Below are 12,400 nucleotides of genomic sequence, written 5' to 3' on the forward strand. Positions count from 1 at the left end.
GATCAATCAGGCAACGACATCCCAGCGGACCATCATGGCGTGGTCTTCGTGGATCAGATTATGGCAATGCATCATGTATTTCCCGGTGTAGTCCCTGAAATTCATGAACAGCTGCAGTTCTTCGGACGGTCCGATTACATATACGTCTTTTCGGCCGCGCTCGTGCAATGGCGGTGCCTTGCCATTTCTGGACAGGATGCGTCCCTCTTCGAAATGAATGTGGATCGGATGCGACCAGTTTCCGCTGCTGCGTAAAACCCATACTTCCTGCGTGCCCAGCCGCGGCTTGGCCGATACCGAGCGCACGTCGAACAATTTGCCGTTGACGGTCCAGCCGCCGTTGCTGCGGTCAAAGGACCAGACCCGCCGCGGCAGGCGCTTGAGCTCTTCGGCGGAGGGAATCGGCGGTTGCGGACGCAAGGTCGCGGGGATGCGGCTCGCATCGGCAACCGGCGGATTGGCGGCGACGTCGAAACGCAGGATTTGCGTACCGGGAGACAGGATCTTGCCGCTCGGCCCGCGGCCGCTCGTCTGTTCGAGCTTGTTGACGAGGTAGAGCTTGGTGCCGATCGGGTATTGGGAAAAATCGATCACGATATCCGCCCGTTCGGCCGGGGCGAGCCGGACTTTCCTCATCGACAGCGGCGCCTCGAGCAGGTTGCCGTCGTTGGCGATGTAGGTGAAATCCTGGTTGGCGCCATTCAATACAAGGTAAAACTCGTAGAAGCGCGACAGGCTGCCGTTGAGCATGCGGAAACGGTATTTCCGCGCTTCGACCGGATAAAACGGCTGTATTTTTCCGTTGACGCAGAATTTATCGCCAAGGAATCCGTCCGATTCGAACGGGTCGAATGTCATGATGCCGTTCGCCTTGAATTGCTTGTCCTGGAAAACAAGGGGAATGTCGTATTTACCGACACCGCTGGGCAAGCGCAGCGCTTTTGGATCGGGATCGTTTTCGTTGCCGGAATCGATGTCGTCGAACAGCAAATAAAAGCCGCTCAATCCCCGGTAGACATTCGGCGCCGTAAAATCCATGCGATGGTCGTGATACCAGAGCGTTCCAAGCGCTTCGCGCGGATCGCCATAGGTTTCATGGTACTGGTCGTATCCGGCCAGGCAATTGGCATATAGATGATCCTTGTATTTGCCGGGCGCGGTCATCGTCGGCCCGGCTTTCAGCGGGCTGTAATAATCTCCGGTAAAACCATCGCTTTCGGATGCGTTATGCAGGTTATGCAAATGGGTGCTGATTTCGGGCGAGCCGAACCCGACATGGTTTTGCGGGAGATTGTTATGGATACGGACGATTACCGGTTCGCCATAGCGGGCGACAAAGGTCGGGCCAGGCACGATGCCGTCGTAGCCCCACACCGCCTGCGTCGGCAGGTCCCGGTGGAACGAATGCAATCCCTGCTTTACATCGAGTTCGTAGAATTTGTTGACCGGGAAATCCGCCCAGCGTTGATGATCAAGGCGTCCACATTCGTCACCCATGGCAACCGGTTGCGCGGGGGGATACAGTTGACTGACAGGCGCCTTTGGCGAATACACCGGCAACCGCTCGACAAACGGCGTCGTCCGTGGACTGACGGCATCGGACGCTGATGCCGGGGCCGATACCAGTTTAGTTGCCAACAGGCCGGAACCTGCAGCCATCATACTCCCCTTCAGCATATTGCGGCGGCTGCTGGAAACGCAGGCGAGATTATTGTTAGACATGATGAAGCCTCCAACACGAACAAAATTTTATGAATAAAAATGGAATGTCTTATCGCTTCGAATGCCAAAGCGTGGCCAGGCTTCCAGATGAGTATCCGGTATTGGCCTTGATGTGGTATGCCTGCTGACTTGTCTCTATCCGTACCTAAAAAGATTTCCCTAGTTTATCGAGCAATCCCGTTTGGCGATTCCTTATCGCACTAGTTATTCAGGGAATTGTTGATAATTATTATCTTCGACGTCAGGTGCGTCGATAAGTTCAAGATCTTTCCTTCATTCGCTTACGGGGTCAAGAGGAATGTATCACTTTTTCTCAATTTTTTTTATCTACCAATAAGTCAGTAACAGGCTCGGCTATGTGGCTTGATGAAGTGAGGGAAATTAATGATTAATAAATTTAATTAGTAATGCTAAATCATTTAATGGAAGTTTAATTAAAGTAAATGTTTACTTGTCTATTCATTTTCTGAAAATCATTGTTATGCTATACCGGCACAATGGCGATCCGCTGCCTGATGCGTTGTCGCTTGGCAACATCAACTCTAATTAATTGCTTTACTACAAGTAAATATCTCGACTTCCGGTATCGCCTTCGGTACAGTCTTAGCGCCTGTGCCTGTGCCTGCGATGCACGCAGCACTGCAACTGGCTGGCTCGCCTCCAGTACGACGATGTTCCCGACTTTTAACGATTGGCCCATGCATTCCCGGATCCTGGTCTCGCCGCCCCTTTGGAGAAAGCTGCCGTGAACGCGCTGCGCCGTCTCGCCTCCTTGTTGTACGGGACCGATCCCGGCCTGCGCCGCATGCTCCACTATTGGGCGGCCACCTGCATCCTCTATGTCATCTGCATTACCTTGCTGATGCTGCAGGTCGAGCTGGGCCTGAGCGATCCCGGCGCGGCGCACGGCCTGGTCGTGTTCGGCGCCTGCGGCGCTTTTGCCTTCTATGTGCTGATCCGCGCGAACGCCGTATTCAGGCTCGCGCCTGACCAGCTGGCTGTCTCGCAAGCTGCCTTCTCGCTGGTGTGCGCCGTCTGGGCCTATACGATTTCCGGGCCCCTGCGTGCGGCCATGCTGACGATGGCGGTCGTGGTCATCGTGTTCTGCATGTTCGCGTTGCGGCCGCGCCAGACGCTGATGCTCTCGAGCGCGGCGATTGTCGGCATGGGCGTGACGATGTGGTGGCTGCAGGCCCACGATCCGGTGCGCTTCCCGCCGGCGACTGAGTTCCTGACTTTCGGCTACCTGGCCGGTGCGCTGGTCTCGACCGCGCTCCTGAGCGGCGAGATGAGCAAGCTGCGGGCGCGCACCAAGCGCCAGAAGGCCGAACTGTCCGATGCCCTGGAGACCATCAAGGTGCTGGCGACCGTCGACGAACTGACGTCCCTGATCAACCGGCGCCACATGAACGAGGTGCTCGAAGGCGAGGAGCGCCGCCATGCGCCCGCCGCCGAAGCCTGCATCGCCCTGATCGACATCGATTTCTTCAAGCAGGTCAACGACCAGTTCGGCCACGCCACCGGCGACACCGTGCTGCGCCTGTTCGCCGCCGCCGCGCGCGCCGCGCTGCGCAATAACGACGTGCTGGCGCGCTGGGGCGGCGAGGAATTCCTGTTGCTGCTGCCGGACGCCCCGCTCGAGGACGCGCGCGCGGTGCTGGAGCGGATGGCCGAACGCGTGGCCGCGATGACGGTGCCGGGCCTGGATGGCCGGCGCATCAGCTTCTCCGCCGGCCTGGCGCGGCGCCGCGGCGGCGAGCCCTTCGCCGACGCCATCAACCGTGCCGACAAGGCCTTGTACCAGGCGAAAGAGGCCGGGCGCGACCGCATCGTGCTGGCCGGCCCGCCTGCCTCCTCCTAGAACGCATACTCCGCGCGCGCATACATCGTGCGCCCATTCACCCCGAACGGGCAGGTCTCCCAGCAGTGCGTAAAGCCCATCTGCGGGAAGGGCGCGGCGCGGGTTGTGTCCCAGCGTGTCGGGTAGCGGTCGAAGAAGTTGTCCGCGCCCACCGTCAGGCTCAGGCTGCGCGTGAAGGCGTAGCGCAGCGCCAGGTCGACCAGCCACTTCGCTTCCCAGGTCTGCACGAACGGCGCCGTGAAGCCCTGGCCCTGGACCTGTCCGTAGTAGTTGGCGCGCAGGTTGGCGCCCCAGGCGCCGCGCGTGTAGTCGGCCGCCACCACGTGGTGCTGGCGCGGCTGTCCGCGTTCGATCAGGGTTACCTGGGCGTCGTCGAACAGCTGGGCGCCGGTGAGCACCGGCGACGACGAGCGGCGGTCCTTGACGTGGGTGCGGTTGATGCCCAGCTGGCCGGACAGGACCAGCTTGCCCCCCGCCAGGTTGCGCGTGGTGTGCTCGGCGACGACGTCGAGGCCGACCGTTTCGGTGTCGATGGCATTCGTGAAGAACTGGGCCTGGCCCACCCGCAGCGGATCGAGGATGCCCCGGATCGGGCAGGCGGCTGCGGTTGGACAGGCACCGCTTTCCGGCGCCACCGTGCTGGAGAAGACGATGCGATCGTCAATGTCGGTGCGGTAGACGTCCGCCGTCACCGAAAAGTTCGAGACCGGACGCAGCACCATGCCTATGCTGGCGCTGCGCGAAGTCTCATCCTTGAGCGGGGCGATGCCGAAAGCCCGGGTGACGGCGCTGCCTTCGCGCGCCGTCAGGGTTTCGGTCAGCACACCCGCATTGTTCAGGTTTGTCGATACCGAGCTGTAGAACTTCTGCTGCACCGAGGGCGCCCGGAAGCCCGTCGAGGCGCTGGCGCGGATGCCGACGGCGCGGCTCGGGTCGAAGCGGGCGATCAGCTTGCCGGTGGTCGTATTCCCGAAGTCGGAATAGCGCTCGCGGCGCAGGGCCGAACCCAGGGTCAGCTGCTCGCTCCATTTGTGCTCGAGGTCGACGTAGAAGGCCGTGTTGTGGCGGCCGGCATAGACCTGCGTGGCCGGCGTATAGCCGGGGAAGCCCTGGATGCCGGCCTGCGCGATGCCGCCATGCTGGTCGCGGATGACGATCGCCGGGTTGTTGGTGCGGCCGTACTGGTAAGAGACCGGTTCGCCCGCCTCGATCCGATAACTGTCGCGCCGGTACTCGAAGCCGGTGGCGACGGAGATCGGCTGGCCGAGGAAGTGCACCTGGCCCTTGATGTCGACGTTGTAGGTCGACTGCTGGAAGCCCAGCGTACCGGTATAGGCCTCCCGCGGCGATTCGCCCTTGATGTCGCAGGAGCAGTTCGGCTCGTACCAGTAGCTGACATTGATCGAATTGCGCTCGTTGAACACCAGCTCGGAGCGGCCATGGTTGAAGCTGGTGTCGAACTTCCAGCCGCTGCCCAGGTCAATGCGGTAGCCGACCGCGAGGGAAGCGTCGCGCACTTCGGTGCGGATGTTCGGCAGGAAGCCGTCCGGATACACGGCCGGCACGTTGCGCGCATCCTCGCGCGGACGGAAGAAGCCGGCCGCATCGCCGGTGCGGCGCGAGGCGCCGCCGAACCAATACAGCTCGCCGCCATGCCCGACCGGCAGCATCGCATTCGTCCACAGGTAGGCGTCGCGCGCCAGGCTGTCGCCGATGCGCTGGGTGACGCGCGGCGGAGAGACGCGCAGGGAGTCGAGGCCGGCGCGCTTGGTTTCGCCGCGGCGGCGGCCCTCGATGGCCAGGTTGAGATAGCCGCCGGCCTGGCCCAGCGCGAAGCCGTGCCAGGCGCTGGCGCCATAGGTGTCGCCGTCGCCTTCGGCCGTGGTGCCGCCGCTGATGCTGGCGCCGCCCTTGCCGGCGCCTTCTTTCAGGACGATGTTGATGACGCCGGCGATCGCGTCCGATCCGTACTGGGCGGCGGCGCCGTCGCGCAGCACCTCGACATGGTCGATCGCCGACATCGGGATCGCATTGATGTCGGTGCCGGCCGAACCGCGGCCGACCGTCTGCTGCACGTTGACCAGGGCTTGCTGGTGGCGGCGCTTGCCGTTCACCAGCACCAGTACCTGGTCGGGACCGAGGCCGCGCAGGGTGGCGGGGCGGATGATGTCGGTGCCGTCGCTGATGAAGGTCGTGCTGAAGTTGAACGAGGGGTCGAGTTCCTGCAGGGCCTTGCCCAGTTCCAGCGAGCCGGTCGAGGCCAGGTCTTTCGCGCTCACCAGGCCGACCGGCACCGCGGTGTCGAGCGAGGAGCGGGCGGCGCCGCGCGATCCCACTACCACGACTTTCTGCGCCGCGTCTTCCTCAGTCCCCTGCATTTGCGCCTGCGCCTGCGGAAAAGCCGCCAGCAGCGCGGCGGACAGGAAGCTCGGTCGCAATGTCTTGTGCATCATCGTTATTCCCCGTTGAAGAGTGTCAGTGACTGGGGAATCTTGCCCGTGCTTACTCATGCGAACTTGTGTTGCGTCAAGACTCGCCGGATGACGAAGACACATGTATCTAGTCGGCAACACCTAGCTGGACTGTCAGTATGTTTCCTATCGACAATAAGTTATCATGTTGAGATAACAAATAAACTACTGAAAGAGGCAACATGGACTTGGTTTACAAGAACGAGAAGACGCTGTTCGCGTTGATGCTCGTGCTCTCGCTGCTGGCGTGGATCGTGCTGGTGGCGGGAATGGGCTGGATGGTGCTCGGCTATGCCCTGATGTTCTTCCTGTTTTACTGCTTCGCGCAGTCGGCGCTGATTTCCTACATCAAGGGTACGGGCGTGCGCATCACGCACGAGCAGTTCCCCGACCTCGAGCGCCAGATCGCGGCCTGCTGCGCCAAGCTGGGCCTGGAGCGGGAACCGGAAGCCTACCTGCTGCAGATGGGCGGCTCGCTGAACGCCTTCGCCACCCGCTTCCTCGGGCGCGATTTCCTGGTGCTGTATTCGGACGTGGTCGACGGCCTGCACGACAACCCGGACGCGCTGAATTTCTACATCGGCCACGAGATCGGCCACATCAAGCGCAAGCACCTGAACTGGGGCACGGTGCTGCTGCCGGCTTCGCTGCTGCCGCTGGTCGGCGCTGCCTATTCGCGCGCCCGCGAATACACCTGCGACCGCCATGGCCTGGCCGCCTGCGACCAGCCCCTGAACGCCGAATTCGGCCTGGCTGCCCTGGCCGCCGGCGGCCGCCGCTGGCGCACCATGAACAAGACCGCCTTCATCGAGCAGGCGCGCGAAACGGAGGGCTTCTGGATGTCCTTCCACGAACTGGTCGGCGACTACCCGTGGTTAGTAAAACGCATGGCGGCGGTGCGCGCGCTGGCGGCGGGACACGAAGCGCGGCAGCCGCGGCGGCACCTGCTCGCCACGCTCATGGCGCTGTTCGTGCCGCGCCTGGGCGTGGCCGGGGGGGCCGGCGGCGTGGTCGTCACGCTCGCGATCATCGGCATCCTCGCCGCGGTGGCGGTGCCCGCCTACCAGGGCTACACGCAGAAAGCGGCGGTGGCGGGCGCCTATGACGCGGGCCGCGAGGCAAGCGTCAAGGTAGAGCGCTACCTGAGCGAACAGGGCAAGATCCCGACGCTGGCGCAGGCCGGCATCGCCGCCGGCGGCAGCGGCGCCGTGCGCGAGCTGAGCATCGATCCGGACACCGCCGTGCTGCGCGTGGTGACCAGCCTGCAAGGCCAGCAGGGACCGGCCGTGCTGGTGTTCGAGCCGTCGATAGATGAACACAAGCGGATCGCCTGGGAGTGCACCGGGGAGGGAATCCTGCCGCAGGCGCTGCCGCAAGGCTGCCATTGAGGAAGGAAGCGCCAAGTAAACCGCGATGGTGACAATGTGCGCATTTATACGGCAAAACGCACGCTAGACTAGTCCCCCATGAATCCGCAAAACAAACTCTGCATCGCCAACAGCCTCATGTTCCTGGGGCTGCTTCCGCTCGTCGTTGGCTGCTATGCCATGGTCTCGACGCTCGCCAGTACCGACTACCAGCAGCAAAGCCAGATCGGCCTTGCCTTCATTGCGATCGGCAAAGCCGTCATGGCCTGGGTCTTCGCGCTGGTCGTCAGCGGCACGGGCGCCGTGTGGTCGGCGCAGGTCGAGAAGCAGCATGCCGGCGCCCAGGCGCGGTCCGCACGCATGCTGCGCACGCTGGTCTTCGTCATGCTGCTGGTCCCGCTGGCGCTGCTGATCGTGGCGCGGCTCTGACGCGCCCGCGGCCGCTCCCTAACGCCTGAGTCTCGACTTCTGCGAGCGCAGCACGCGCTGCGCGACGCTGCCCTTTATCTTCACTGCGTGCATGAAGAACAGCGCCACACCTTTTCCGAAGAAGGAGCGGATCAGCTGCGCCCTATAGACGCGCTTCGACATCTTCTGGTCGCGGCGAACGTAATCCCGGTCGGGTCCATCTTCCAGGTCTTCCGGCATGGTCCCCATCCTCAGCGACACCGCGACAGCAAGGCGTAGCGCACAGAAGACGAGGTGGTAGGCGCGGGTGAGTTGACGGGAACGAAGCCGAGATTGTTCATTGTTGGAGTCCTGCGTGAGTGAGCAAGCCTCCCATTACAAGGTAAACACGCGACCTGCACCAGTAGCGCGCTTGTAATAAACGTTACAAATTGTCAGCGTCCGTGTCTCAGCCAGCCTGGTCGCGCATCCATTCCTTCAGCCCCTCGACCCACTTCTTCGCCGGCAGGTTCAGGCGCCGCTTGATCTCGCCCGCGCGCTCGAACAGCACCGAGAAGTCGATCTGCGGCGCCTGCTTGAAGGCGATGACGACGATGTTCGCATCGTGCACCTCGGGCAGCCAGACGACGGCATCGAAGACCTCGGTCATCGCTTCCAGGTTTTTGTCGTAGTTGCCGAACTCTCCGAACACGTTGGCGGTCATGATGCCGTTCGGGCGCAGGCAGTCGAAGCAGCCCTGGTAAAACTCGGGACTATCGAGCACCGGGCCGCGCGCTTCCTCGTCGTAGAGATCGACCTGCAGCGCGTCGACCGTGCCGTGGTTTTTCCGGTCCAGCACGAAGTCGAGCGCGTTCATTTCGCGCACCTGCAGGCGCTCGTCGTTCGGCGGGAGTTCGAACAGGGCGCGGCAGATGGCGATCACGTTCGGATTGAGTTCGACGGCGGTGACGCGCGCATCGGGAAAGCGCCGGTAGCAGAATTTGGTCAGCGCCGCGCTGCCGAGACCGAGCTGCACGATGTGCCTGGGCGCCGCCAGAAAAAGGTGCCAGGCCATCATCATCTGCACGTATTCGAGTTCGATCGCGTCCGGGCGCGCCAGGCGCATCGCGCCCTGTTCCCAGGAGGTGCCCAGGTGCAGCGAGCGTACGCCTTCGAATTCGGTGATCGTGGCCGGCGGATGGCCGGGTTGGCTGAAGCGGGGATCGTGTTCGGACATGGCTCGGTACGGAAGTGAAGGGCGATCTTACCAGAGCCTTCTGCACTTCACGGCACGCCGTTGCCGCCCCAGGCCCGATAACCCGGCCGTTCGGCCAGACGCGCCAGGTAGGCCGCCACCTGCGGATAGTCCGGCCGGACCATCGGCGTCATGGCCCAGCGGTTCAGGGACAGGCCGATCACGATGTCGGCCAGCGTGAAGTCGTCGCCCGCGACGTAGGCGCTCGTTGCCGCCAGGCGCGCGTCGAGGATGCCGACGTGGCGGTTCCAGTTGTCGACGCCGGCCGCGACCTGCGCCGGGTCCGTGTGCGCGGGACTCTTGCGCACCAGGGCCATGAAGGCGTAGCGCCAGGCATTGTTCAGTTCCGTCGCCTGCCAGTCCATCCATTGCTCGACGCCGGCACGGGCGCGTGCTTCATGTGGAAGGAGCGTTGTAGCCTGCTGCCGCCCGCACAGGTAGCGGCAAATCGAATTCGATTCCCACAGCACGAAGTCGCCGTCGACCAGCACCGGCACCATGCGGTTCGGATTCAGCGCCGCATGTTCGTCGCGCCAGTCCTCGCGCGTGACAGGCAGGTCGAGTTCCGCGCAGGTCCACAGCACCTTGCGCACGTTGATCGAGGTCGGCTTGCCGATAAGGGTGATCATGCTTCGTCCTTCAATGCGGGGTGAGGGCGGGCAGGATGATGGTGACGGCCAGGCCGCCGCCCTCGCGGTTCGACAGCAGGATGCGTCCGCCGTGCGCTTCGGCGATCTCGCGCGCCAGCGCCAGGCCCAGGCCCGTGCCGCTGCGCTTGGTCGAGTAGAAGGGGACCAGGGCATTGGTCAGCACCGCCTCGTTCATACCGCTGCCGCGGTCGAGCACGTCGATGCGCAATACGTCCTGCGCGCGCCGCACCTGCAGTTCCACGTCTTCCGGGGCAGAGCCCGATTCGTGTGCATTTTTGAGCAGGTTGAGCAAAGCCTGTTCGAGCTGGGCCTGGTCGAGCAGCGCCGGTTCCTGCGGCAGCTCGCCCTCCAGACGGAAGCCGACCTGCGAGGACAGACGCGCAATAAATCCCGGCCAGTCGCAGCGCTCCAGGCGCGGCGTCGGCAGCTTGGCGAAGCGGGCATAGCCGAGAATGAAGCTCTCCAGGTGGCGCGTGCGTTCGCCGATAGTCTCCAGGATTTGCGGCAGCCGTTCGGTCTGGCCGCGCCGTACCAGTTCCGCGCCCGAATGGGCCAGCGAGGCCAGCGGCGCCAGCGAATTGTTCAACTCGTGGCTGATCACGCGGATTACCTTTTTCCAGGTCTGCACTTCCTGGCGCCGCAGTTCGGCCGTCAGGTGGCGCAGCAGCAGTAGTTCGTGTTTTCTCCCGTTCAGGCTGAAACTGCTGCGCGCCAGGTGGTAGACCTGCTCGTCTTCTCCTTCGCCGGCCGTGAACAGGCCGTCGCCACCGCGCGCCAGCGCCTCGCCGAGGGCCGGAGAAGCGTGGGCCAGCAGCTCGGGGAGGGCATGTCCTTCGAGTTTGCGCCCCTCGGCCAGCAGCTGGCGCGCGGCCAGGTTGGCGTAGACGACGGTGTCGGCGCGCTGTGGCGCGTCGGCCACCAGCAGCATCGCCACCGGGGTGTTCTGGACCATGGTGTCGAGCAGCAGCTCGCGCTGCACCAGGTCGCGCCGCTGCTCGCGCAGCACGTTACCGAGTTCGTTGTGGGCGCGGATCAGGTCCGCCAGCTCGTCGTTCTGCGGCCAGTGCAGGCTGAAGGAAAAGTCGCCGTCGCGGTAGCTCGTCACCGTGCCCTCCAGCGCGCGGAACAGGGAGAGGATGGGCTGCACCTGCGAGCGCACCGTGATGATCGCGACCGGGACCACGCAGGCCAGGCACAGGGCGGCGGCCAGCAGCGGCTGGCCGGGCAGCAGGTGGTCGAGCCCGAGGGCGATGAAGATGCCGACCGTGAGCAGGGTCCCGACCAGGGCCGAGAAGCGGGTGACGAGGGATAAGCGCACGATTAGGTACGCCCGATGCCCAGCCGCTCCATGCGTCGGTACAGCGCCTGGCGCGACAGGCCGAGTTCCGCCGCGGCCTGCGAGACGACCCCGCCGGCACGGGCCAGGGCGGCGGCGATGGCTTCGCGGTCCGGCTCGGCTTCGAGCACCACGGGCGCCGGCGTCGGCGCGGCCGGCAGGCCGAGATCAGGCGTGCGGATGACATCGCCCTGGGCCAGCAGGTTGGCGCGTGCCATCACGTTCTTCAGTTCGCGCACGTTGCCGGGCCAGGCGTGCGCCAGCAGGGCGCTTTCCGCGCCCGGATCGAGCCGCTTGCCGGGTGCGAGCAGGCTCGCTGCCAGCGGCAGGATGTCGCCCGGACGGCTGGCCAGCGGCGGCAGGCGCAGCTCGATCACGTTCAGGCGATAGAACAGGTCTTCGCGGAAGCTACCCGCGCGGATCATGGCCGGCAGGTCGGCGTTGGTCGCGCTGATCACCCGCACCTTGACCTGGCGTTCGCGGTTCGAGCCGAGGCGTTCGAAGCGGCCCGTTTCCAGCACCCGCAGCAGCTTCATCTGCCCGGCCGGCGGCAGGTTGCCGATCTCGTCCAGGAACAGGGTGCCGCCGTCGGCCGCCTCGAACTTGCCTTCGCGCGCCCGCGAGGCGCCCGTGTAGGCGCCGGCTTCGGCGCCGAACAGTTCCGCTTCGATCAGTTCCGACGGCAGGGCGCCGCAGTTCAGCACCACGAAGGGGCCGTTTTTGACTTGCGAATTCGCCTGGATGATCTCGGCGATGCGTTCCTTGCCCGTGCCGTTGGGGCCCGTGATCAGCACCGGCACGTCGGCCCGCGCGACCTGGCAGGCCAGCTGCAGCACGCGCTCGGTGGCTGGATCGGCCCAGACCAGGTTACGTAAATCGTACTGCTGTTCCAGCTCGCGCCGCTCCCTGCGCTCGCGGCCGACGCGCTGCGCCAGCGCGCGGTTTGCCTGGCCCAGTTCGATCAGGTTCGTGACGGTGGCCAGCAGGCGTTCGTCGTTCCAGGGTTTCGGTAAATAGTCGGCGGCGCCCGCCTTGATCAGGTCGACGGCCGCGTCCAGATGGGTCCAGGCCGTCAGCAGGATCACGGGCAGGTCTGGATACAGCGCACGGATCTGGCGGAACAGGGCCACGCCTTCCTCGCCGGAGGTCGTGTCGGCCGTGAAGTTCATGTCCTGGATGACCAGGTCGACCGGTTCGCGCTGCAGGACGGCCAGCCCCTCCTCGGGCGAGGCCGCGTGCAGCGCCGCGATGTCGTGCAGGGAAAACAGCACATCGAGGGCGATCCCGACGGCGGCATTGTCGTCAATGATGAGTACGGTAGGCATGGCCGTCAGGATAACATTGCTGTATT

Annotated in this window: 10 protein-coding genes; 3 read left to right on the forward strand and 7 right to left on the reverse strand. The window is 64.1% G+C overall.

Going from position 1 to position 12,400, the window contains the following annotated elements; genetic code table 11:
• Positions 1–6 precede the first annotated feature (6 nt).
• A complete protein-coding gene (locus C2862_RS19705) occupies positions 7–1,722 on the reverse strand; it encodes a multicopper oxidase family protein (RefSeq protein WP_136221844.1) in 1,716 nt (571 codons plus the stop codon).
• 745 nt (positions 1,723–2,467) lie between these two features.
• Here C2862_RS19705 and C2862_RS19710 point away from each other — a divergent pair.
• On the forward strand, positions 2,468–3,583 hold the full coding sequence (locus C2862_RS19710; protein WP_136221845.1) for a diguanylate cyclase: 1,116 nt from the start codon (positions 2,468–2,470) through the stop codon (positions 3,581–3,583).
• Here the strand turns inward: C2862_RS19710 and C2862_RS19715 are convergent.
• The gene (locus tag C2862_RS19715) at positions 3,580–6,036 is read right to left on the reverse strand and encodes a TonB-dependent siderophore receptor (protein WP_136221846.1); all 2,457 of its coding nucleotides are present in this window, start codon (positions 6,034–6,036) and stop codon (positions 3,580–3,582) included. The genes C2862_RS19710 and C2862_RS19715 overlap by 4 nt on opposite strands.
• A gap of 200 nt (positions 6,037–6,236) precedes the next feature.
• Here C2862_RS19715 and C2862_RS19720 point away from each other — a divergent pair, with 200 nt between their 5' ends.
• Both C2862_RS19720 and C2862_RS19725 read left to right on the forward strand, forming a co-directional pair.
• A complete protein-coding gene (locus C2862_RS19720) occupies positions 6,237–7,442 on the forward strand; it encodes a M48 family metallopeptidase (protein WP_136221847.1) in 1,206 nt (401 codons plus the stop codon).
• A 78-nt stretch (positions 7,443–7,520) separates the two neighbouring features.
• On the forward strand, positions 7,521–7,850 hold the full coding sequence (locus C2862_RS19725) for a hypothetical protein (protein WP_136221848.1): 330 nt from the start codon (positions 7,521–7,523) through the stop codon (positions 7,848–7,850).
• Positions 7,851–7,868: 18 nt separating this feature from the next.
• Here C2862_RS19725 and C2862_RS19730 read toward each other — a convergent pair whose 3' ends face one another.
• From C2862_RS19730 to C2862_RS19750, 5 genes are all read right to left on the reverse strand, one after another.
• The gene (locus C2862_RS19730) at positions 7,869–8,069 is read right to left on the reverse strand and encodes a hypothetical protein (RefSeq protein ID WP_136221849.1); all 201 of its coding nucleotides are present in this window, start codon (positions 8,067–8,069) and stop codon (positions 7,869–7,871) included.
• Between the two features lie 208 nt (positions 8,070–8,277).
• Positions 8,278–9,045: a spermidine synthase gene (locus tag C2862_RS19735; protein WP_136221850.1), complete on the reverse strand. Its 768-nt coding sequence runs from the start codon at positions 9,043–9,045 to the stop codon at positions 8,278–8,280.
• Positions 9,046–9,092: 47 nt separating this feature from the next.
• Positions 9,093–9,692 carry a glutathione S-transferase family protein gene (locus tag C2862_RS19740; protein WP_136221851.1) on the reverse strand — a complete coding sequence of 200 codons (600 nt, stop codon included), beginning with the start codon at positions 9,690–9,692 and terminating at the stop codon, positions 9,093–9,095.
• A gap of 10 nt (positions 9,693–9,702) precedes the next feature.
• Positions 9,703–11,034, reverse strand: a complete 1,332-nt coding sequence (locus C2862_RS19745) for a sensor histidine kinase (RefSeq protein ID WP_210736075.1) — start codon at positions 11,032–11,034, stop codon at positions 9,703–9,705.
• Positions 11,034–12,374 carry a sigma-54 dependent transcriptional regulator gene (locus C2862_RS19750; protein ID WP_136221853.1) on the reverse strand — a complete coding sequence of 447 codons (1,341 nt, stop codon included), beginning with the start codon at positions 12,372–12,374 and terminating at the stop codon, positions 11,034–11,036. The genes C2862_RS19745 and C2862_RS19750 overlap by 1 nt, the downstream gene beginning before the upstream one ends.
• Positions 12,375–12,400: the final 26 nt, after the last annotated feature.

It is taken from the genome of Massilia sp. Mn16-1_5 (assembly GCF_004798585.1).
Taxonomy (GTDB): Bacteria; Pseudomonadota; Gammaproteobacteria; order Burkholderiales; family Burkholderiaceae_D; genus Telluria.

What these genes read in the sequence shown, in the direction of transcription:
- C2862_RS19720 (WP_136221847.1), top strand. Translation starts at nt 6,237, where the DNA reads ATGGACTTGGTTTACAAGAACGAGAAGACGCTGTTCGCGTTGATGCTC.
- C2862_RS19735 (WP_136221850.1), bottom strand. Translation starts at nt 9,045, where the DNA reads ATGTCCGAACACGATCCCCGCTTCAGCCAACCCGGCCATCCGCCGGCC.
- C2862_RS19740 (WP_136221851.1), bottom strand. Translation starts at nt 9,692, where the DNA reads ATGATCACCCTTATCGGCAAGCCGACCTCGATCAACGTGCGCAAGGTG.
- C2862_RS19750 (WP_136221853.1), bottom strand. Translation starts at nt 12,374, where the DNA reads ATGCCTACCGTACTCATCATTGACGACAATGCCGCCGTCGGGATCGCC.
- C2862_RS19730 (WP_136221849.1), bottom strand. Translation starts at nt 8,069, where the DNA reads ATGCCGGAAGACCTGGAAGATGGACCCGACCGGGATTACGTTCGCCGC.
- C2862_RS19715 (WP_136221846.1), bottom strand. Translation starts at nt 6,036, where the DNA reads ATGATGCACAAGACATTGCGACCGAGCTTCCTGTCCGCCGCGCTGCTG.
- C2862_RS19725 (WP_136221848.1), top strand. Translation starts at nt 7,521, where the DNA reads ATGAATCCGCAAAACAAACTCTGCATCGCCAACAGCCTCATGTTCCTG.
- C2862_RS19705 (WP_136221844.1), bottom strand. Translation starts at nt 1,722, where the DNA reads ATGTCTAACAATAATCTCGCCTGCGTTTCCAGCAGCCGCCGCAATATG.